At 65.2% G+C, this 21,405-nt stretch carries 20 protein-coding genes; 8 read left to right on the top strand and 12 right to left on the bottom strand.

Annotated elements, in window-relative coordinates:
* Positions 1-4: 4 nt before the first annotated feature.
* A complete protein-coding gene (locus QQL28_RS34520; protein ID WP_284272880.1) occupies positions 5-751 on the bottom strand; it encodes a GyrI-like domain-containing protein in 747 nt (248 codons plus the stop codon).
* A gap of 217 nt (positions 752-968) precedes the next feature.
* On the opposite strand from QQL28_RS34520, the gene dapF reads away from it, so the two are divergent.
* Both dapF and mtaB read left to right on the top strand, forming a co-directional pair.
* Complete coding sequence (gene dapF, locus QQL28_RS34515) at positions 969-1,841, top strand: diaminopimelate epimerase (RefSeq protein WP_284272879.1); 873 nt, start codon at positions 969-971, stop codon at positions 1,839-1,841.
* Positions 1,841-3,094, top strand: coding sequence for a tRNA (N(6)-L-threonylcarbamoyladenosine(37)-C(2))-methylthiotransferase MtaB (gene mtaB / locus QQL28_RS34510; RefSeq protein ID WP_284272878.1), 1,254 nt, complete (start codon positions 1,841-1,843; stop codon positions 3,092-3,094). Before dapF ends, mtaB begins: the two co-directional genes overlap by 1 nt.
* A 218-nt stretch (positions 3,095-3,312) precedes the next feature.
* Here mtaB and QQL28_RS34505 read toward each other — a convergent pair whose 3' ends face one another.
* Both QQL28_RS34505 and QQL28_RS34500 read right to left on the bottom strand, forming a co-directional pair.
* On the bottom strand, positions 3,313-4,422 hold the full coding sequence (locus QQL28_RS34505; RefSeq protein ID WP_284272875.1) for a DUF2336 domain-containing protein: 1,110 nt from the start codon (positions 4,420-4,422) through the stop codon (positions 3,313-3,315).
* 170 nt (positions 4,423-4,592) lie between these two features.
* A complete protein-coding gene (locus QQL28_RS34500) occupies positions 4,593-5,294 on the bottom strand; it encodes an RluA family pseudouridine synthase (protein ID WP_284272873.1) in 702 nt (233 codons plus the stop codon).
* Between the two features lie 222 nt (positions 5,295-5,516).
* Here QQL28_RS34500 and ftsY point away from each other — a divergent pair, with 222 nt between their 5' ends.
* Positions 5,517-6,461, top strand: coding sequence for a signal recognition particle-docking protein FtsY (ftsY, locus tag QQL28_RS34495; RefSeq protein ID WP_284272872.1), 945 nt, complete (start codon positions 5,517-5,519; stop codon positions 6,459-6,461).
* 127 nt (positions 6,462-6,588) lie between these two features.
* Positions 6,589-7,191: a septation protein A gene (locus QQL28_RS34490; RefSeq protein ID WP_284272870.1), complete on the top strand. Its 603-nt coding sequence runs from the start codon at positions 6,589-6,591 to the stop codon at positions 7,189-7,191.
* A gap of 124 nt (positions 7,192-7,315) precedes the next feature.
* Here the strand turns inward: QQL28_RS34490 and QQL28_RS34485 are convergent, their stop codons facing one another.
* The 5 genes from QQL28_RS34485 to ccmA form a co-directional block, all read right to left on the bottom strand.
* Positions 7,316-7,909 carry a DsbE family thiol:disulfide interchange protein gene (locus QQL28_RS34485; protein WP_284272868.1) on the bottom strand — a complete coding sequence of 198 codons (594 nt, stop codon included), beginning with the start codon at positions 7,907-7,909 and terminating at the stop codon, positions 7,316-7,318.
* A complete protein-coding gene (ccmD, locus tag QQL28_RS34480) occupies positions 7,906-8,085 on the bottom strand; it encodes a heme exporter protein CcmD (RefSeq protein ID WP_284272865.1) in 180 nt (59 codons plus the stop codon). The genes QQL28_RS34485 and ccmD overlap by 4 nt, the downstream gene beginning before the upstream one ends.
* A 1-nt stretch (position 8,086) precedes the next feature.
* Positions 8,087-8,878, bottom strand: coding sequence for a heme ABC transporter permease (locus QQL28_RS34475; protein ID WP_284272950.1), 792 nt, complete (start codon positions 8,876-8,878; stop codon positions 8,087-8,089).
* A gap of 77 nt (positions 8,879-8,955) precedes the next feature.
* Positions 8,956-9,624, bottom strand: coding sequence for a heme exporter protein CcmB (gene ccmB / locus QQL28_RS34470; protein ID WP_284272863.1), 669 nt, complete (start codon positions 9,622-9,624; stop codon positions 8,956-8,958).
* Between the two features lie 274 nt (positions 9,625-9,898).
* Positions 9,899-10,501 carry a heme ABC exporter ATP-binding protein CcmA gene (gene ccmA, locus QQL28_RS34465; RefSeq protein WP_284272861.1) on the bottom strand — a complete coding sequence of 201 codons (603 nt, stop codon included), beginning with the start codon at positions 10,499-10,501 and terminating at the stop codon, positions 9,899-9,901.
* A 278-nt stretch (positions 10,502-10,779) separates the two neighbouring features.
* Here ccmA and acnA point away from each other — a divergent pair, with 278 nt between their 5' ends.
* The 3 genes from acnA (at position 10,780) to QQL28_RS34450 (ending at position 15,437) form a co-directional block, all read left to right on the top strand.
* On the top strand, positions 10,780-13,500 hold the full coding sequence (gene acnA, locus QQL28_RS34460) for an aconitate hydratase AcnA (RefSeq protein ID WP_284272859.1): 2,721 nt from the start codon (positions 10,780-10,782) through the stop codon (positions 13,498-13,500).
* A 245-nt stretch (positions 13,501-13,745) separates the two neighbouring features.
* A complete protein-coding gene (locus QQL28_RS34455; protein ID WP_284272857.1) occupies positions 13,746-14,519 on the top strand; it encodes a DUF1223 domain-containing protein in 774 nt (257 codons plus the stop codon).
* Between the two features lie 546 nt (positions 14,520-15,065).
* Positions 15,066-15,437 (top strand): DUF2794 domain-containing protein, encoded by a 372-nt coding sequence (locus QQL28_RS34450; RefSeq protein ID WP_284272855.1) that lies wholly within the window; start codon positions 15,066-15,068, stop codon positions 15,435-15,437.
* A gap of 156 nt (positions 15,438-15,593) precedes the next feature.
* Here the strand turns inward: QQL28_RS34450 and QQL28_RS34445 are convergent, their stop codons facing one another.
* The 4 genes from QQL28_RS34445 to QQL28_RS34430 all read right to left on the bottom strand — a co-directional run bounded on the left by QQL28_RS34445 (position 15,594) and on the right by QQL28_RS34430 (position 20,708).
* Positions 15,594-16,121, bottom strand: a complete 528-nt coding sequence (locus QQL28_RS34445; RefSeq protein WP_284272853.1) for a GNAT family N-acetyltransferase — start codon at positions 16,119-16,121, stop codon at positions 15,594-15,596.
* Positions 16,122-16,348: 227 nt separating this feature from the next.
* Positions 16,349-17,140 (bottom strand): Bax inhibitor-1/YccA family protein, encoded by a 792-nt coding sequence (locus QQL28_RS34440; protein ID WP_254101847.1) that lies wholly within the window; start codon positions 17,138-17,140, stop codon positions 16,349-16,351.
* A gap of 263 nt (positions 17,141-17,403) precedes the next feature.
* Positions 17,404-19,989, bottom strand: coding sequence for an ABC transporter permease (locus QQL28_RS34435; protein ID WP_284272849.1), 2,586 nt, complete (start codon positions 19,987-19,989; stop codon positions 17,404-17,406).
* Positions 19,986-20,708, bottom strand: a complete 723-nt coding sequence (locus QQL28_RS34430; RefSeq protein WP_284272847.1) for an ABC transporter ATP-binding protein — start codon at positions 20,706-20,708, stop codon at positions 19,986-19,988. The genes QQL28_RS34435 and QQL28_RS34430 overlap by 4 nt, the downstream gene beginning before the upstream one ends.
* 55 nt (positions 20,709-20,763) lie before the next feature.
* On the opposite strand from QQL28_RS34430, the gene QQL28_RS34425 reads away from it, so the two are divergent.
* A complete protein-coding gene (locus QQL28_RS34425; protein WP_284272845.1) occupies positions 20,764-21,399 on the top strand; it encodes an arylesterase in 636 nt (211 codons plus the stop codon).
* Positions 21,400-21,405 lie beyond the last annotated feature (6 nt).

The raw sequence follows: 21,405 nt of genomic DNA, 5'->3' as shown, positions 1-21,405 counted from the left end.
ACGCTCACTTCAGCGGCACGTAGACGTTGATCACGAGCTTGTCCTCCGCCGTCTTCAGGGGATCGGTGAGGTACTCCTCGATGAAGGTGTCCTTGGCTTCCAGCTTCTTGTCGTCGAGGTGATTGGTGATCGCCTCATAGGTGTTGTCCATGTTGTCGTAGGAGCCGCGATGGACGAACTTCAGCGCCTTGCCCTCCGGCGACTTGCCGATGCTCATGTCCTTGGCCAGGTTTTTCGGATCCTGATCGACCGGGATCTCGGCGAGGAAGGTGAAGCCGGTGTCGTCGGTCGAGGTGTAGACGATCATCGGATTGCCTGCGGGCTTGATGCCCTGCTTGTCGAGAAGCGCGTTCAGCGCCTTGAACGAATCAATCAGCGTATCGAAGGCGGAATCCCAGTTGGCGCTGCCCTTGGCCATCACGACCTTCTTCGGTTCCAGCGTCGTCTCGAGCCCGAAGGGGTCGGCGGTCTGCACGGGGGCACCAGCGGCGGGCGGCGGCGCGGCTGCGGCCGGAGGCGCCGCCGGGCTGGCCGAGGGGGAGGCGCTGGCCGCCGGAGCCGGCGATGGGGACGTTGCCGGTGAGGGCGAGGCGCTGGCGGCCGGGGAGGGCGAGGTTGACGGCGCCGGCGAGGGGTTTGCGGACGTGGCCGGAGCCGGGGTGGGCGATTGGGCGAACGCGCCGGAGAGGCAGAGTGAAATGGCCGCCGCCGGGATCACCGCAGCCAAAAAAGAACGGAAAAAGCTAGTCATTACGTGTCTCCCCAACACACTTAAGGCCAAGGCACTTTCAGAGGCCCCTGCCCGCATTCTTGCACCACGCGCGCGTCCCGGTTCGCGCGAGCGCGCCTATCTAACACGCATGGGCCAAATTCGTCCCATGACAGATGCGTCATAGGGCAAGCGCGGCAAATGACTGGCCAACTGTCCCATGATCGCCATATAAGGCAGGCGAAATTCAGGACATTTCATGAGCGCGCTCGCCAACCACGCATTTGCCAAGATGAACGGCATCGGCAACGAGATCGTCGTTGTCGACATGCGCGATTCGGCTGCCCCGGTCACGCCGGATGATGCGCGCGCGGTGGCCTCCGCGAAGAGCGTGCCCTACGACCAGCTCATGGTGCTCCACAAGCCGCGGCTCGACGGCACCGAGGCCTTCATCCGCATCTACAACAATGACGGCTCGGAGGCCGGCGCCTGCGGCAACGGCATGCGCTGCGTGGTGCGTCGGATCTTTGAGAAGACCGGGCAGACCACTGCGACCTTCGAGACATCAGCGGGGCTTCTGAACTGCTGGCAGGGACCGGCCCCCGATCTTTATACCGTCGACATGGGCCCGCCAAAGTTCGGCTGGCAGGATATTCCGCTGGCGGAGGAGTTTCGCGACACCCGTTACATCGAGTTGCAGATCGGGCCGATCGACAAGCCGATCCTGCATTCGCCGTCCGCGGTGAGCATGGGCAATCCGCACGCGATCTTCTGGGTCGACGACGTCAACGCCTATGACCTCGGTCGTTTTGGTCCGCTGCTCGAAAATCATCCGATCTTCCCCGAGCGCGCCAACATCACGCTCGCCCACATCGTCGATCGCGATCACATCACGATCCGCACCTGGGAGCGGGGTGCGGGCCTCACCAGGGCTTGCGGCTCGGCGGCTTGCGCGACGGCGGTGGCGGCGGCGCGGTTGAAGCGCGCGAGCCGCAGCGTCGAGATCACGCTGCCCGGCGGCAAGCTCGGCATCGAATGGCGCGAGCGCGACGATCACGTGCTGATGACGGGCACCGCGACCTTCGAATATGAGGGCAATTTCGATCCGGCGCTGTTCGCCTCGGTCGCCTGATGGGCGTCGAGGTCCTGACCTTCGGCTGCCGTCTCAACGCCTTCGAGGCCGAGGTGATCCGCCGCGAGGCGGAGGGCGCGGGACTTTCCGACACCATCGTCATCAATAGCTGCGCGGTCACCAACGAGGCAGTGGCGCAGGCACGGCAGTCGATCCGCAAATTGAAGCGCGAGCGGCCGGAAGCGCGCATCGTCGTCACCGGCTGCGCAGCGCAGACGCAAAGCGAGATGTTCGCTCAAATGGCGGAGGTCGATCGTGTCGTCGGCAATGACGACAAGATGCACGCCAGAGCCTGGCGCGATGCGCGCGCCGCATTCGATGTCGGCAGCAGCGACAAGATCGCGGTCAGCGACATCATGGCGGTGAAGGCGATGGCGCCGCATCTGATCGACGGCTTTGCTACCGGCCTGCCGCGCGTGTTCGTGCAGGTTCAGAACGGCTGCGACCATCGCTGCACCTTCTGCATCATCCCGTTCGGCCGCGGCAATTCGCGCTCGGTGCCGATGGGCGCGGTGGTCGAACAGGCCCGTGCACTCGCCCGGCGCGGTCATGCCGAGATCGTGCTGACCGGCGTCGACCTCACGAGCTACGGCGCCGACCTGCCGGGCGCGCCGAAGCTCGGCACCCTGACGAAGCAGATCCTGCGGCATGTGCCGGAGCTGAAGCGCCTGCGTATCTCGTCGATCGATTCGATCGAGGCAGATAGCGATCTGCTCGACGCCATCGCCGACGATGCGCGGCTGATGCCGCATCTGCATCTGTCGCTGCAATCCGGCGATGACATGATTCTGAAGCGGATGAAGCGGCGGCATTCGCGCGTTGATGCGATTGCGTTCTGCGAACAGGTTCGCCGCCTACGGCCCGACATCGCGCTCGGCGCCGACATCATCGCGGGCTTCCCGACCGAGACGGAAGAGATGTTCGCGCGCTCGTGCGATCTCGTTGAGGAATGCGGCCTCATTTTCCTCCACGTCTTCCCCTATTCCCCACGCCCCGGTACGCCAGCCGCGCGAATGCCGCAGGTCGCAGGCGCAGTGATCAAGGATCGCGCGAAGCGGTTGCGGGCGGCAGGTGAAGCGGCGTTGCGGCGGCGGCTACAGACCGAGGTCGGCGCGACCCGCGACGTGCTGATCGAAAGCGACACCCAGGGCCGCACGGAGCATTATCTGCCGGTTGCGATCGCGGGTGCGGATGTGGGGAGTGTGGTGTCGGTCAGGATCGGCGGTGAGGATGGCGCGCGGCTGACGGCGTGACACGGTCGCCGTGAGTTGCGTGGCGCTGCGTCCCAAATGTCGTCCCGACGAAGGCCGGGACCCATACCGCGTGATCTATCCGTCGCGCGCGGTGCTAGTCCCGGTGAAGCTGAGCTACTGAAAATCTTCGCCAAACTTCTCCCTGTGGTTTTGGGTCCCGGCCTTCGCCGGGACGACACCGGGGATGTGGACAAGGCATGCCCGCATGTATGTAGCCCCTACGACGCCCGCACCTGCCAAAAGCGCAGCGTGCGCCGCGCATTCTCCGGCGTCATCCTTGCAAAATGGCCTTTGGCCTTGGCGAGGTCGGCGGGCTTCATCGTGCCGGTGGCGTAGCGGCTTTCGAGCACGGCGCTGGTCGTTTCCCAGCTCAGAAGGGCGGCGCGGCAGGGCACGAGCAGGCCGTCGTCGCGCAGGCTCTGCATCAGGGGGCGGATGACCTCGTAAGTCGATTCAGCGAGTGCCGCCAGCGCTGCGACGGTCTCTTCATAGCGCCGCTGTCTGGCAAAGCCGTATAGTGTCGCCTCGTTGAGCTGACCGGCGGTCTTGAGCTTCGCGATGGCGCGCTTGGCGCCCTCGAAATCGCGGATGCCCGACATCTCCCGATCGACGCCGGTGGCGACCGTCGCGATGGCGTTCTGGATCTCCTCGAACAGATGCGGCGGGGCGCGTGACAACAGGCGCGTGCGAACGGCGTCGGTCGCCGAGCGCAGCAATTGACGGCGCAGATCCGACGGTAGATCGACGCGCACGCCGACGCTCACGGTCAGTTCGGGATCCTGCTCGGCCTGTCCGACGATGACGGCAAAGCCGCTTGCCGAAAACCGGGCGCCGGGATTTGAAGCAAGCCGCCGGCTGACGCTCGGATAGCGACGCGCCAGAAGCGCGTCGGTGACGATTTCCTTCAGCCACCAGCGGCCGGCGACCGAGAGCAGATGCTGCTCGCCCTTGCTGGCCGCGATGTTGAGCAATTCGGTCTCGTCGAGGCGCGCGGATTCCTGAAGCACCGGGCCGGCGATCCTGATCTCGTCATGCCCGGCGAGGCGGCGGATCACGGACGGCGGCGCCTGGGCGATCGGAGCAAGCTGCGCGCTGATCTCAGCGAGCGCGACACGCGCGCCCATATCGGCGATCGAACGCAGCTCGATGGTCTTGATCAGCCGCTCGAGCACGTCGTCGAACAGCGCGATCTGCTCGTCATTGAAGCTGCCGGCGGAGGACAGGAACAGGTCGGTGACACGTCGCGCCGTTTCCAGGCGCTTCTCGTCCGACCCGGCGCGAATCGCACCTTCGACTTCGTCGATGATCGATGGCTGGGCCTGCGGCATGAAGCGTTGCTCGTCCTGAGCCGGTTCGAAAGAAGCTTGTTCTAAGCAACCGCTATCATTAGAGGCGAGCACTGAACGTTTCGTAAACCATGGGAGGCCGTCGCTTCGCCGAGATGCCGCCGCGGAGGAGCTGCGCTCCCTCCCCCGCTTGCGGGGGAGGACAGCGGCGCCTATTCCCCGTTCCAGCCGGAGGCCCTCAGCCGCTCCTGCATGTGCGGCGGCGCAGGTGCGACCACGCGCACCGGCTCCTTATTGCGGGAGATCGGCACCACGATCTCGCGCGAGTGCAGGTGCAGCCGCGGCTCGCCGAAGCGCGGGCCGTTGCCGTAGATGTTGTCGCCGACGATGGGCCAGCCCTTGGCGGCGCAATGCACCCGCAATTGATGGGTGCGGCCGGTGACCGGTTCCATGGCGAGCCAGGTCAGGCCCGCGCCCCGGCCCATCACCTTCCAGTTGGTGATCGCCTTCTGGCCTTCCGGGTCCGGCTTCTGCCACCAGCCGCGCTCGGCATTGAGGCGGCCGAGGGCTAAGTCGATCGTGCCTTCGTCCTCGGCAGGCCCGCCCTCGACCACGGCCCAATAGGTCTTGCCGATCTTGCCGTGCTTGAACAGCAGGCCGAGCGATGCAGTGGCCTTGCGATGGCGCCCAAGCACGAGGCAGCCGGAGGTGTCCTTGTCCAGACGGTGGGCGAGCACCGGCGGCCGCGGCAGGCCGAAACGGAGGGCGTCGAAGGATGCCTCCAGGTTGGCGCCGCCCTTGGGGCCGCGATGGACCGGAAGGCCCGCCGGCTTGTCGATCACCAGCATCAGCCCGTCGCGATGGAGCACGCGCGCCAGGATTTCATCCGCCGTCAACTCGGGAACATCGAGCAATATCAGGACTTTCGTTCAAGACTTTCGTTTGCGAGCCGGAACGGCTAACACACCAGTGCGGTGGATTTGGCATTCGCTCAGCAATCGCCGCGAAACGCGAAGCGAATGCCAAATCCAAAGCCGCACTGGCAACATAGTTTTCTCGTGCCGCTCTTCGATTTGAAGTTCCTAACCGAACTTGCGGCAAGAGAGTAGGAACTTCAAATCGGCGGCACGAGCACCATGAACGATACCTCCGACACCCCCAAACTGAGCTGGTGGCGACGCCTGTCCAACGGGCTGAAGCGCACGTCGTCCTCGCTCGGGACCGCGGTCGCCGACCTCGTCACCAAGCGCAAGCTCGACCGCGCCATGCTCGACGACATCGAGGACGTGCTGCTGCGCGCCGATCTCGGCACCGAGGTTTCGGTGCGCATCGCGGACGCCGTCGGCGCGGGACGCTACGACAAGGCGATCTCGGCGGACGAGGTGAAGGACGTCGTCGCCACCGAGGTCGAGAAGGTGCTGGTCCCGGTCGCCAAGGCGCTCGAGGTCGATGCGGCGAAACAGCCCTTCGTCATCCTCGTCGTCGGCGTCAACGGCTCCGGCAAGACCACAACCATCGGCAAGCTCTCGCAAAAATTCGCCTCCGAAGGCCGCAAGGTGATGCTTGCCGCCGGCGACACTTTTCGCGCAGCAGCCATCGAGCAATTGAAGGTCTGGGGCGAGCGCACGAAGACGCCCGTCGTTGCCGGCGCGCAAGGCTCGGATTCGGCGAGCCTCGCCTTCAACGCGCTGACGGCGGCGACGGAGCAGAAAATCGACGTGCTCCTGATCGATACCGCGGGCCGGTTGCAGAACAAGTCCGAGCTGATGAACGAGCTCGAGAAGGTCGTGCGCGTGATCCGGAAAGTGGATGCGTCAGCGCCGCATGCGGTGCTCCTGGTGCTGGACGCCACCGTCGGGCAGAACGCGCTGTCGCAGGTCGAGGCGTTCCACCGCACGGCCGGCGTTACGGGCCTCGTGATGACAAAGCTCGACGGCACCGCGCGCGGCGGCATTCTGGTGGCGCTTGCCGAAAAGTTCAAACTGCCGGTGCATTTCATCGGCGTCGGCGAAGGCGTCGACGATCTCGCGCCGTTCACCGCGCGCGACTTCGCCCGCGCGATCGCCGGAATCGAATCGTAGGTTTATTTCGTCATGCCCCGCGCAGGCGGTGCATCCCGTACGCCGCGCCGCTGGTTATGGAACACAGGCGCCTCGGAATACTGGATCCCCCGCATTCGCGGGAGATGACGGCAACAAAGGTCAGGTAATGGACAAGACCCAGCCGCATCCGCTGTTCAAGCTGGCAACCGAGCTCGGCCCGCTGCTCGTGTTTTTCTTCGTGAATTCGAGGTTCAACCTGTTCGCTGCGACCGGCGCCTTCATGGTCGCGATCGTGGCGGCGATGATCGCCTCCTATGTGGTGACGCGCCACGTGCCGATCATGGCGCTGGTCACCGGCGTGATCGTGCTGGTGTTCGGTACCCTGACGCTGGTGCTGCACGACGAGACCTTCATCAAGGTCAAGCCGACCATCATCTACGCCCTGTTCGCGGCGGTGCTCGGCGGCGGGCTGTTGTTCGGCCGCTCCTTCATCGCCATCATGTTCGACCAGATGTTCAATCTGACGCCGCAGGGCTGGCGCATTCTCACCTTCCGCTGGGCGCTGTTCTTCGCCGGCATGGCGGTCTTGAACGAGATCGTCTGGCGCACCCAGAGCACGGATTTCTGGGTCAACTTCAAGGTCTTTGGCGTGACGCCGCTGACGATGATCTTCGCCATCGCGCAGATGCCGCTGACCAAGCGCTATCACATCGCGCCGGCATCGCTGGAAGCGAGCGAGGCCGAAGCGGGGGATGTAAGGAAGGGGTGATTGTCTCGTGTCCCGGACGCGCGAAGCGCGAGCCGGGACCCAGGAGCCCGCGATCCATCTCGACATGGGCCCCGGCTCTGCAGCGCACCGCTTACGCGCTGCGTCCGGGGCACGGAGAGTGGCGTCAGCTTCCCGCCTTCAACGCCTTCTCGAGCTGCGGCAGCAGCACGGTCTGCAAATTCTCCGGCGTGATCGGGCCGACCAGCTTGTAGGCGATCTTGCCTTCGCGTCCGACGACGAAGGTTTCCGGCACGCCGTAGACGCCCCATTCGATCGAGGCGCGGCCGTTGGCATCAGCGCCGACGAGGCCGAACGGATTGCCATAGCGGCCGAGGAAGCGCCGCGCATTGTCGGGCGTATCCTTGTAGTTGATGCCGACGAGCTGGAAGCGCTTGTCCTTGGCGAGCTCGGTCAATAGCGGCGCCTCGTCATGACAGGGCACGCACCAGGATGCCCAGACATTGACCAGGCTGACCTTGCCCATGAAGGCGGCCGGGTCGAGTCCCGGCACCTGCGCGCCATTGTTTTGCAGGCCATCGAGCTGCGGCAGCGTGGTCTGCGGCGCAGGCCGGCCGATCAACGCCGAGGGAATGCGCGAGGGATCGCCGCTGCCGAGCCGGAACCAGAACAGCAGCGCAAGGCCGATGAAGGCGATCAACGGCAGCACCACCAGGAAGGTGCCGCGCGACGGCGTGGCGGAGGTCGAGTGCTCGCTCATCGCAGCTCCGTTGCGCTGCGGCCCGAGCGGCGGGTGACGCCGCTCTTGTCGAGCTCGCGCAGGCGCTCTGTCTGGCTGCGATAGTCGATCATGATCCAGCCGATCAGGATCGCCACCACGATGGCTGCGGCGAGATAGGACGTCACGATGAAGGACGCGTACGGGCCGAGCGACATGTTATGCGGCTCCAGCTTCTTTTGACGCGTTTTCTTCGCGCGAACCGGCGCCCATTTCGCTCGAAAACGCGATACGGCTCGCCTGCATCATTTGCAGGGAGCGGACACGACGGCGCAGGATCTCGTTGCGCATCGCCGCCAGGTGCAGCGTCACGAACAGCAGCGTGAAGGCGATCGCCATCACGAGGAGCGGAATCAGGAACGACTTGTCGAGCGTCGAGCCGCCCATGCGCATCACCGAGGCCGGCTGATGCAACGTGTTCCACCAGTCGACCGAGAACTTGATGATCGGCAGATTGATCGCGCCGACCAGCGTCAGCACCGCCGCGGCACGCGCCGCGCGCGAGGGATCTTCCACCGCGCGCCACAGCGCCATCAGGCCGAGATACATCAGGAACAGGATCAGCACCGAGGTTAGCCGCGCGTCCCATTCCCAATAGGTGCCCCACATCGGCCGGCCCCATAGCGAGCCGGTGAGCAGCGCGAGGAAGGTGAAGGCGGCGCCGATGGGAGCCGCCGCTTTCGCCGCGACGTCGGCGAGCGGATGCCGCCACACCAGCGTGCCGAGCGAGGCCACGCTCATCACGCCCCAGACGAACATCGACAGCCACGCATTGGGCACGTGGATGAACATGATCTTCACGGTGGCGCCCTGCTGATAATCGTCGGGCGCGAATGCCGATTGGTAGAGGCCGATTGCGAGCAGGATCACGGTCGCCCCCGCAAGCCACGGCAGCACGCGCGCCGTCAGCGCAAGGAACCGCGAGGGGTTGGCGAGGTCGATCAGCGTCATGGTCACCTGATAATCATGGCGAGGGGCCGCAGGCAATCAGCACGAAAGTGCGAAGTGAAAGTTGATCGGGGTCAAGATCAGTCCAGTCCGTGCCGGAGGCTTGCGGCGGCCGCAAAGGGGCCGATCACCAGGCTGACGAGCGACAGCGCGCACAGGATCGAGAACGGTGCGCCGAACGACATCGGTCCGATGATTGCGGCCTGCGAGGCCGCGACGCCGAAGATCAGCACGGGGATCGACAGCGGCAGCACCAGGACCGCCATCAGCAGCCCGCCGCGATGCAGCGTCACCGCCAGCGCGGCGCCGATCATGCCGGTGAAGGTCAGGGCCGGCGTTCCCGCCAGCAGCGTCAGGGCCACCGCACCGGTTGCGACCATGTCGAGGTTGAGCAGGAGGCCGAGCACGGGGGTTGCGACGATCAGCGGCAGGCCAGCGGCCAGCCAATGCGCCAGCGCCTTGGCCGCGCAGGCAAGTTCCAGCGGCGTCCGGCTCATCGTGATCAGGTCGAGCGAGCCGTCCTCATGGTCGGCCATGAATAGCCGGTCGAGGGTCAGCAGGCTCGCCAGCAGCGCCCCCAGCCACAGGATCGCCGGCCCCAGCCGCGACAGCAGCGCCAGATCCGGCCCCACCGCGAACGGCATCAGCACGACCACCGTCAGGAAAAACAGCACCCCAATGAGGGCCCCGCCGCCCACCCGCAGGGCAATCCGGACATCGCGGCGAACAAGGGCGGAGAGGGCAGTCATGGGGCGCCTCGGTCGTCATGTCGATCAGCACGCCGGTCGAGCCGCACGGCCGGTGCGCTCCCTCCCCCCTTGTGGGGGAGGGCGGGGGAGGGGGGGTGCCCCGGGAGGGATGCCGATCGGGTGCGAGCTGCGAGCAACAGAGCTTCCGTTTTCCGTGCGCTTGAACCGAGCGAGCCTACCGTGTGGCACCCCCCTCCCTTTCCCTCCCCCACAAGGGGGGAGGGAACGGAGAGAGCTGTACCCAGCCGCTCGGAAAACTGAGGGTCTGTCGAACTCACACCGCACCCCCGATCCGCAATTCCCGCGACTCGATCCCCAGCGGGATGTGGGTCGCCGCGATGATCATGCCCCCGCGCCCCAAATGCTCCCGCATCAGCCCGCAAAACATGTCCAGGCCGGCGGCGTCGAGCGCGGTGGTCGGCTCGTCCAGCAGCCAGACCGGGCGGCGGATGGTCAGCAGGCGGGCGAGCGAGAGCCGGCGGCGCTGGCCGGCGGAAAGGAACGCGGCCGGCAGATGGGCGGCGTGGTCGAGGCCGACGGTCGCAAGGCTCTTCGCCCCGTCGAAGCGCTCGCCACCCAGAAAATCGGCCCAGAATGCAAGGTTTTCCGCGACGCTCAGCGCCGGCTTCAGCGCGTCGCGGTGGCCGAGATAGTGGCATTGTTCGGCCAGGCTCAGCTCGGCGTCGCCGCCGGAAAGCGCGATCGTGCCCCCGGCCGGAACCAGCAGCCCCGCGATCAGCCGCAGCAGCGAGGTCTTGCCGGAGCCGTTGCGCCCCACCACCGCCAGCGCCTCGCCGGAGGCGGCGGCAAAATCGAGGCCGGCAAACACCTCGCGGCCGCCCCGCACGCATTTGATGCCGCTTCCAGAGAGCTGCATGTCCCCTCTTACATCCACGCTCTCGAGCGAGCCCCCCAGAAGACCTTCAAAAGGAGACCTCCAAGCATACCGTCAGAAAATCTTGGGGTAGCGCATCAGAATTTGTGGCTCCCGGATTGCTGCGGCACGATCGTCCTTATGGCGGTGCGGTTAGAAAGCTTCTATAAGCCCGGAACTTGATGCAGCACTCCACTCGCTCCTGCAAGCGACCCAGCCGGATTCGCTGACGGTGTTAAAGTACCCTCTGCCGGGTATAACTAACAATTGGGATTTCCTACATGACCTCGCTCGACAGCTTCAAATGCAAAAAGACCCTCAAGGTCGGCGCCAAGACCTATGTCTATTACAGCCTGCCGACCGCCGAGAAGAATGGTCTGAAGGGGATTTCAAAGCTCCCTTATTCGATGAAGGTCCTGCTCGAGAACCTGCTGCGCAACGAGGACGGCCGTTCGGTCAAGAAAGAGGACATCGTCGCGGTGTCCAAATGGCTGCGCAAGAAGTCGCTGGAGCATGAGATCGCCTTCCGCCCGGCCCGCGTCCTGATGCAGGATTTCACCGGCGTGCCGGCCGTGGTCGACCTCGCCGCGATGCGCAACGCGATGCAGAAGCTCGGCGGCGATGCCGAGAAGATCAATCCGCTGGTGCCCGTCGATCTCGTCATCGACCACTCCGTGATCGTGAACTTCTTCGGCGACAACAAGGCTTTCGCCAAGAACGTCACCGAGGAATACAAGCAGAACCAAGAGCGCTACGAGTTCCTGAAGTGGGGCCAGAAGGCGTTCTCGAACTTCTCCGTCGTGCCGCCCGGCACCGGCATCTGCCACCAGGTCAATCTCGAATATCTGGCCCAGACCGTCTGGGCCAAGAAGGAAAAGATGACGGTGGGCAAGAAGACCGGCACGTTCGAGGTCGCCTATCCCGACTCGCTCGTCGGCACCGATTCCCACACCACCATGGTCAACGGCCTCGCCGTGCTCGGCTGGGGCGTCGGCGGCATCGAGGCGGAAGCCTGCATGCTCGGCCAGCCGCTGTCGATGCTGCTGCCGAACGTGGTCGGCTTCAAGCTCAAGGGGCAGCTCAAGGAAGGCGTCACCGCGACCGACCTCGTTCTCACCGTGACGCAGATGCTGCGCAAGCTCGGCGTCGTCGGCAAGTTCGTCGAGTTCTTCGGCCCCGGCCTCGACCACCTCTCGGTCGCCGACAAGGCGACGATCGCCAACATGGCGCCCGAATATGGCGCGACCTGCGGCTTCTTCCCCGTCGACGCCGCCGCGATCGATTACCTCAAGACCTCGGGCCGCGCCGCACCGCGCGTTGCGCTGGTGCAGGCCTATGCCAAGGCGCAGGGCCTGTTCCGCACCGCCAAGTCGGCGGACCCGGTGTTCACGGAGACGCTGACGCTCGATCTCGCCGACGTCGTGCCGTCGATGGCCGGTCCGAAGCGTCCCGAGGGCCGCATCGCGCTGCCCACGGTCGCCGAAGGTTTTTCGCTCGCGCTCGGCAGCGAGTACAAGAAGGCCGAGGAGCCCGCGAAGCGCTTTGCCGTCGAAGGCAAGAACTTCGAAATCGGCCATGGCGACGTCGTGATCGCCGCGATCACCTCCTGCACCAACACCTCGAACCCGAGCGTGCTGATCGGTGCCGGCCTGCTCGCGCGCAACGCCGCTGCGAAAGGCCTCAAGGCGAAGCCCTGGGTGAAGACCTCGCTCGCCCCGGGCAGCCAGGTGGTGGCGGAGTATCTCGCCAACTCGGGTCTGCAGCCTGACCTCGACAAGGTCGGCTTCAACCTGGTCGGCTTCGGCTGCACCACCTGCATCGGCAATTCCGGTCCGCTGCCGGAAGAGATCTCGAAGTCGATCAACGACAACGGCATCGTCGCGGCCGCGGTGCTCTCGGGCAACCGCAACTTCGAAGGCCGCGTCTCGCCGGACGTGCAGGCGAACTATCTCGCTTCCCCTCCGCTGGTCGTCGCCTACGCGCTTGCGGGCAGCGTGACCAAGAACCTCGCCATCGAGCCGCTCGGCGAGGGCAAGGACGGCAAGCCGGTGTACCTGAAGGACATTTGGCCGACGACCAAGGAGATCAACGCCTTCATGAAGAAGTTCGTGACTGCGTCGATCTTCAAGAAGAAGTATGCCGACGTGTTCAAGGGCGACACCAACTGGCGCAAGATCAAGACGGTCGAGAGCGAGACCTATCGCTGGAACATGAGCTCGACCTACGTGCAGAACCCGCCCTATTTCGAAGGCATGAAGAAGGAGCCGGAGCCGGTCACCGACATCGTCGAGGCGCGCATCCTCGCCATGTTCGGCGACAAGATCACCACCGACCACATTTCGCCGGCGGGCTCGATCAAGCTCACCTCGCCCGCGGGCAGGTATCTGAGCGAGCGCCAGGTGCGTCCCGCCGACTTCAACCAGTACGGCACGCGGCGCGGCAACCATGAAGTGATGATGCGCGGCACCTTCGCCAACATCCGCATCAAGAACTTCATGCTCAAGGGCGCCGACGGCAACATTCCCGAGGGCGGTCTCACCAAGCACTGGCCCGACGGCGAGCAGATGTCGATCTACGACGCCGCGATGAAGTACCAGCAGGAGCAGGTGCCGCTGGTGGTGTTTGCCGGTGCCGAATACGGCAACGGCTCCTCGCGCGACTGGGCGGCGAAGGGCACGCGTCTGCTCGGCGTTCGCGCCGTGATCTGCCAGAGCTTCGAGCGCATCCATCGCTCCAACCTGGTCGGCATGGGCGTGCTGCCGCTCACCTTCGAGGAAGGCACCTCCTGGTCGTCGCTCGGTCTGAAGGGCGACGAGAAGGTCACGCTGCGCGGCCTCGTCGGCGACCTCAAGCCGCGCCAGAAGCTGACCGCCGAGATCGTCTCGGCCGACGGCTCGCTGCAGCGTGTCTCGCTGCTGTGCCGCATCGATACGCTGGACGAACTCGACTACTATCGTAACGGCGGCATCCTGCATTACGTGCTGCGCAAGCTCGCGGCGTAAGCGCGGATTTGTGAACGATGGCTCACTGCGAAGTGAGTAGAAGGTTGAGCAAAGGCGGCCTATCAAGGGCCGCCTTTGTTCGTTTGCGGTATGTTCCAGATGGGCGCGTCCGGCGAAAGATCTTCGTCTCGGACGATGCGGAGCGCACCGTGCGCGCATGTCTATAAGGCTTTGTCCGTAAGACTACGGTGACCAATCGGCGATAAGATTTCCCCTCGACATCAGCAAGGTGTGCGGCGTTCAACATGACTACGATGGCCTCTAATCTGATTTCGCGATGGTCCGGTGCGATCTGGTCGGGTGCACTTGGCGTCTGCGCGATCATCGCGGTCATTCGTCCGGCCGACGCCGATCCCCGCGCGGTCGTCGAGCTCTTCACCTCGCAAGGTTGCTCGTCCTGTCCGCCTGCCGACAAGATCATCGGCGAGCTCTCCAACGATCCCTCGATCATCGCGCTGAGCATGCCGATCGACTATTGGGATTATCTCGGCTGGAAGGACACGCTGGCGGACTCGCGCTTCTCGGCGCGGCAGCGCGCTTATTCGCGGATGCGCGGCGACCGCGAGGTCTACACGCCGCAGGTCGTGGTCAATGGCTCCGCGCATGTCATCGGCAGCGACCGCGCCGGCATCGAGAGCGCGATCGCAAAGACCGCCAAGGGCGACACCGTGATGAGCGTGCCGGTGTCGATGACGCTCGCAGGCAAGCAGCTCAACGTCTCGGTGGCGGCGAGCAAGGAGGCGTCAGTCTCGCATGGCGAGGTCTGGATCTGCTCGATCACCAAGTCGGTGCCGATCTCGATCAGCCGCGGCGAAAATCGCGGGCAGCAGATCACCTACCACAACGTGGTGCGCAACCTGCTGAAGGTCGGTGACTGGAACGGCACTCCGGAAAGCTGGACCGTGCCGCTGGAGAACCTCACGCGCGAGGGCGTCGACGGCGCGGTGGTCTACATCCAGGACGGCAGCCGCGAGAAGCCGGGCCCGATGCTGGGCGCGGCGTACACGTCGCTGCACTGAATCAAGCCGCGCAATCTGGTCCGGCGTAGCTGGTCTCAATCCTCATGGTGAGGAGGTGCGTGAGCGCCGTCTCGAACCATGCAGGCCCCGCTGCTGCAGCCCGGCCTCCATCCTTCGAGACGCTTGCTAAGCAAGCTCCTCAGGATGAGGAAAAACAGAAACATCCCACAACAAAAAAAGGACCAACTCTCGTTGGTCCTCCTTTGTGCGAACAGGCCCGATCCCGACGACCCCGGGGGGCTGGGGGCTGAGGAATCCGGAACCGAAAGGACCGGGCCAACGCACGCGAATCTTTTCGCAATGCAGGGCGGCAGGCGCTAGGCGGAAAAGCGGCGAGACTATGATTCCTGCTAACGATCCCGTGACGGTATGTCGCGAGCGAGTTCCACAGCCAGGAGGTGTGTTTGCGGTGCGATGTGCCGCCGCGCGGTTGGCGCGCCCCTTGCGGCCGGCCGCGGTTGGCGCAATCATGCAACTGTCATGATCCGCGGGACGAGGACGGTTTCGCCACCGCCGGTCATGTGTCAAAGCGACAGGAGGCGCTCCATGAGTTTGATGTCGGAGGATGCCGATCCGAGCGAGCAGCGCGCAGTGGCGCGTAGCGCCGCTGCGAGTTCCCAGGGGAACCGGGTGACGTTCAACCGGCTCGAATTGCATCGCATCCTCAATCTCTATGGCCGCATGGTCGCCGACGGCGAGTGGCGCGACTATGCCATCGACTTCCTGAAAGACCGCGCCGTGTTCTCGGTCTATCGCCGCGCCTCCGAGGTGCCACTTTACCGCATCGAGAAAGACCCGCGGCTCGCGCGCAAGCAGGGCATGTACAGCGTGATCTCGGCGACCGGCCTGATCCTGCGCCGCGGCCACGAGCTCGAGCGCGTGCTGCTCGCGATCGATCGCAAGCTGGCGGTGGTGTGACGAGGGCGTTGTAGCGACCGTAGCCCGGATGCGCGAAGCGACATCCGGGGCTCTTCTGTAACGGCCCTAATGTCGCATCCCCGGGTATTGCTTCGCTCACCGGGGCTACAAATCTACGTCGCGCCCCGGAATGACGAGGGTGAGAGTTTCCCGGGATTACCCCGGCACCGTGCGCCCGCCCTCGCCGAGATCCCGCTGCATCATCACCGTGTCCAGCCAGCGGCCGAACTTCAGGCCGACATTGGGATGCGTGCCGATCATCTTGAAGCCGGCGCTGGTGTGCACGCCGATCGAGCCAGCATTGGCGGAATCGCCGATCACGGCGATCATCTGGCGGAAGCCGCGCGCCTCGCATTCGACGATCAGCCGCTGCAACAGCGCCGAGCCGATGCCGCGGCGGTGGAACGACGGCTCGAGATAGATCGAGTTCTCCACCGTGAAGCGATAGGCCGGCCGCGGCCGGTAGGCGCCGGCATAGGCGTAGCCGGCGATACGGTTGTCGAGCACGGCGACGAAATACGGGTAGCCCCCATCCGCCAGCGCCTTGTAGCGGCGCGTCATCTCGGCGAGGTCGGGCGGTTCGAGCTCGAAGGTCGCCGTGCCATGGCGCACGGCGTGCTCGTAGATGGCGGTGATGGCGGGAAGGTCGGCCTCGGTTGTAGGCCTGATTTCAGGTGCGGGCATGTCGCGAGACTAGGGGCTTCGGGCGGTCGGCGGAAGAGGTAGTGGCGTTTCCACATACTCCGTCATTGCGAGGAGCCCTTGCGACGAAGCAATCCAGAAATGCATCCGCGAGGACACTCTGGATTGCTTCGCTTCGCTCGCAATGACGGTGTTTGTGGCTGCCTCTGGGGGCAAACAAAAACCCCGGCCTTGCGGCCGGGGCTCGTGTCGTTCACTCGTCTCAGAGCCTAATCGCGCTGGCCGAGCAGCTGCAACAGCAGCGTGAACAGGTTGATGAAGTTCAAGTACAGCGACAGCGCACCGGTGATCGCTGCACGTTCGGCAATGTCACCGCCGGCCGAGGCGTAGCCGTAGATGTAGTCGTTCTTCAGCCGCTGGGTGTCCCAGGCGGTGAGGCCCGCGAACACCAGCACGCCAACCACCGACACGATGAACTGCAGCGCCGAGCTCGCCAGGAACAGGTTGACGAGGCTTGCGATGATGATGCCGATCAGGCCCATGAACAGGAACGATCCCATTCCGCTCATGTCACGCTTGGTGGTGTAGCCGTAGAGGCTCAGCGCGCCGAAGGTGGCCGCGGTGATGAAGAACACCCGCACGATCGAGGTGTGCGTGAACACCAGGAAGATCGAGGACAGCGAGATGCCCATCAGCGCCGAGAACACCCAGAACAGGATCTGGGCGGTCGAGGGGGCGAGGCGGTTGATGCCGGCCGAGATCACGAACACCATGGCGAGCGGCGCCAGGATGAACAGCCATTTCAGCGGGCTCACGAACATCGCGTAGCCGAACGGCGTCAGGAACGCGTTGCCGATCTTCGCGGCGGCGCCCGACGGGTCGTTGGTCACGGCCGCCATGTAGACACCGAGCGCGGCGAGACCGGTGATGGCCAGGCCGATGCTCATGTAATTGTAGATGCGCAGCATGTATGCGCGCAGGCCGGCATCGACCGTCGCGGCGTCGACACGCCCGGCGGCCCGGCCGAAGGGAGAAGCGTAGTTACGGTCTAGGTCCGACATGGTCGAATTCCCGTTGGTTGGCCGGCCGGCGCAAGGGTTGGCGCCGCCGGGTCGTCAAAACTCTATCTCGGATACCGATGCCTGCGGACATTAATTTTGCATAACAATCGGGGATCCGAACCCATCCGATATGTGGGAAACTAACACATTCGCTGCAAGCGTTCACGCGCGGCTGAATGTCGCCATGGGGCGCGATCCTGACGCCTGGCCGTGGTTAACCCGGAAAAATCCGGGAATTGGGGTATCACGCCCGCTTCAATTTGTCACAAATTCCGCAACACCGTGGCGGGCTTTTGGTTCAGCGCCAGCAGCGTTCCGGCAAGCCCGAGCCCGACCGTGACGACGAGCGCTGAGGCGACCACGCCGGCCGCGCTGCCGGCCTGCCAGACGAAGCTCAGCGTCATCAGCCGGGTCACGATCATCCAGGCCGCGATGCTGCCGGCGATGACGCCGAACACGGCGGTGGCAAGCCCGATCAGGAGATATTCGAGCGCATAGGCGCCGAGCAGCCGCAGCCGCGTGGCGCCCAGCGTCTTCAGGATCACGGCGTCATAGACCCGGTGGCGATGGCCGGCGGCGAGCGCGCCGCCCAGCACCAGGATGGCGGAGATCAACGTCACCGCGCTGGCGCCGCGGATCGCCAGCGTGAGATTGGTGACGACCGAGCCGACCGTCTCCATGACCTCGCGGACCCGCACGCTCGTCACCATCGGATAGGCGTCGGCGACCTGCTTGATGATCTTGCCGTCGCCGGCTGCATCGCCGCCCTGTTCGGTCAGCGTGGCGATATGGGTATGCGGCGCGCCCTTGAAGGCATTGGGCGAGAACACCAGAACGAAATTGATGCCGAGCCCCTGCCAGTCGATGTTGCGCAGGTTGGAGATTTTTGCGGGGATGTCGCGACCGAGCACGTTGACGACGACCTCGTCGCCGAGCTTGAGCCCGAGCCCGTCCGCGATCTTCTTCTCCATTGAGACCAGCGGCGGGCCGGAATAGTCGGCGCGCCACCATTCGCCCTCGACCACCTTGGAGCCCTTCGGCAACTCGCTGGTGTAGGTCAGGCCGCGGTCGCTTTGCAGCACCCATTCGGCGTCGGTCGCAGGCTTCAGCTCCTCCGCCTTGACGCCGCGCGCGGCTACGATGCGGCCGCGCAGCATCGGCACGTCCTCGACCTTCGCCCCCGGCGCGATCTGGCGCAGATAGCCGTCGAACTGCTCGGCCTGCGCGCTCGGAATGTCGATGAAGTAGAACGATGGCGCACGGTCTGGCAGCGCCGCGAGAAACTGCCGCCGCAGATTGCCGTCGATCTGGGTGATGGTGACGAGGACGGCGAGCCCGAGCCCGAGCGACAGCACTACCGACGGCGTCAGTGCGCCCGGACGGTGGATGTTGGCGATCGCAAGCCGAAGCATCGGCAGCCGCGTGCGCGGCAATCGCCGCGCGATCGACATCAAGAGGCCCGCAATGCCGCGCAGCACCGCAAACACCACGACGGACGAGAGCACGAACACCGTGGCGATGCGCTTGTCGAAGGACAGCCCGATCACGACGGCGACGAGCAGCGCGACCACCACGGCCATGAAGGCGAGATAACGCCAGCGCGGCCGGTGCCATTCGGCGCTGATCGTGTCGCGAAACAGCGCCGCCACCGGCACGTCATGGACGCGCCCAAGCGGCCACAGGCCGAAGGCGAGCGCGGTAAGCAAGCCATAGACGAAGGAGAGCGCCAGCTCGTCGGCATGCACGGCCGGGATCACCGGCAGCGGCAACAGCTTTCCGAACAGGCCGACGATGGCGAAGGGGAGCGCTGCGCCAAGCGCAAGCCCGATCACCGAGCCGATCCCGGCGAGCAGGATCACCTGTGCGAAATAAATGCCGAACACGTCACGCCCCGTCGCGCCGACGGCCTTGAACGCCGCGATGACCTCGAGCCGGCGATCGATATGGCTCTTCACCGCATTGGCGACGCCGACGCCTCCGACCAAAAGCGCGGCGAGGCCGACCAGCGTCAGGAACTGGGTGAAGCGGCTGATATTGCGTTCAAGCTGCGGCGAGGCATTGGAGCGGCTGCGGATCTCCCAGCCGGCCTGCGGCGCCGCGTTGCGGGCGTCGCTGATGAAGGTCTCGGTCGCGCGCTCGCTGTTGGCGCCGTCAGGCAGTTTGACGCGATAGACCCAGCGCACCAGGCTGCCCGGCTGGATCAGGCCGGTGGCGCGCAGGCCCGCCTCGCTGATCAGGAAGCGCGGGCCAAAGCCGATGCCGCCGGCGAGCTTGTCGGGCTCGGCCTCGACTGCGCTGCGGATTTGGAAGGTCGCGTTGCCGATGGTGACGCGGTCGCCGGTCTTCAGCGAAAGCCGCGCCAGCAGCGTCGGATCGGCAGCCGCGCCGAACGCGCCGTCACGCTCGACGAGGATATCCGACAGCGGCAATTGCGGCGTCAGCGTCAACTGGCCGAGCATCGGATAATTGCCGTCGACCGCCTTCATCTCGACCAATGCGAGCTTGCCGTCGGCGGCGCGCGCCATGCCGCGCAAGGTTGCGGCGATCGACACCGTGCCGCGCGAACGCAGGAAGGCGATCTCCTCCGGCTTTGCCTCGCGCTGGAACAGCACGAACGAGGCGTCACCGCCGAGCAGCGTGCGGCCTTCGCGCGCCAGGCCTTCAGTGAGACTCGCCGCGACCGAGCCGACACCGGCGATCGCCATCACGCCGAGCGCGATGCAGGCGATGAAGACGTAGAAGCCGCGCAGGCCCCCGCGCAGTTCGCGCAGCGCGTAGCGCAGCGACAGCGCGGCCGCGCCACGTCGCGCGGACGGTTTTGGCGCGAACGATTCGGCGGCAACGCTCATGACTGGGAATACTGCGTATCGATGCGCCCGGAGCGCAGGCGGATCACGCGGTCGCAGCGATGCGCGAGCGAGGAATCATGGGTCACCAGCACCAGCGTCATGCCGCGCTCGGCATGCTTGCCGAAGATGAGGTCGACGATCTGCTTTCCGGTCGCTTCGTCGAGATTGCCGGTGGGCTCGTCGGCGACCAGGATCGCAGGGTCCGGCGCCAGCGCGCGGGCGAGCGCGACGCGCTGTTGCTCGCCGCCCGAGAGTTGCGATGGATAGTGATGCAGGCGATCGCCGAGCCCGACCGATTGCAGCTCCTGCGCGGCGCGCTTTCCGGCATCCGGATTGCCGGCGAGCTCGAGCGGGACCGCAACGTTCTCCAGCGCCGTCATGGTCGGGATCAGGTGAAAGGATTGGAAGACGATGCCGACCTCGCGGCCGCGGAAGCGGGCGAGGGCGTCCTCGTCGAGGGCATTGAAAGGCGTGCCGCTGACCACCACCTCTCCGCTATCAGGACGCTCCAACCCCGCCATCACCATCAGCAGCGTGGATTTGCCCGAGCCTGACGGGCCGATCAGGCCGATCGCTTCACTACGGCCGACCCGAAGGCTGATATCCTTGAGGATGTGAACGCGTGCCGCGCCCGTGCCGAGTGAGAGATTGACGTTGGCGATGGAGATGGTGTCCGGCGTCGTGCCGGCCAGCGAAGAGGATTCGATGCGACTGTCCATGGTCCGGTCATATGGCAACTCCGCGCACCCGGTCGAGAGGCGTTACGGATTCTTCATGCACATAGCCGTGTTGATGGTCGCTTTAATGACGGGGATTGCCGGCGCCAGCGCGCAGGCCAAACCGCAGATCAAGCTCGTCGTGCTCGGCGACTCCTTGAGCGCCGGCCTCGGCCTTCAGGGCCAGGACGCATTTCCTATGAAGCTCCAAAAAGCTTTGCAGGACAAAGGTATAGCTGTCGACATGATCAATGCCGGGGTGTCCGGCGACACCTCGTCCGGCGGCCGCGACCGGCTCGACTGGTCGGTGCCGGAGGGAACCGAGGGCGTCATCGTCGAGCTCGGGGCCAACGATGCGCTGCGCGGGCTCGACCCCGACGTCACGCGCGCGGCGCTCAGCGACATCGTGGCGCGGCTGAAGGCGCGCGGCGTTGTGGTGATGCTGTGCGGCATGCTGGCGCCGCCAAACTACGGAGCCGACTATGCTGCGCGCTTCAATTCGATTTATCCGGATCTGGCAAAAAAATTCGACGTGCCGCTCTATCCGTTCTTCCTCGACGGCGTCGCCGCCGACGCCAAGCTCAACCAGGCCGACGGCATTCATCCCACCGCGGCTGGCGTCGACATCATCGTCAAGAACATCATGCCCACCGTCGAGGCATTCCTCGGCACGATAAGCGGGCAACGGCGTTGAAAAGCA

The sequence above is a fragment of the Bradyrhizobium iriomotense genome, from assembly GCF_030160715.1.
Taxonomy (GTDB): domain Bacteria; phylum Pseudomonadota; class Alphaproteobacteria; order Rhizobiales; family Xanthobacteraceae; genus Bradyrhizobium; species Bradyrhizobium iriomotense.
This window is presented reverse-complemented; position numbering and strand designations above follow the sequence as displayed.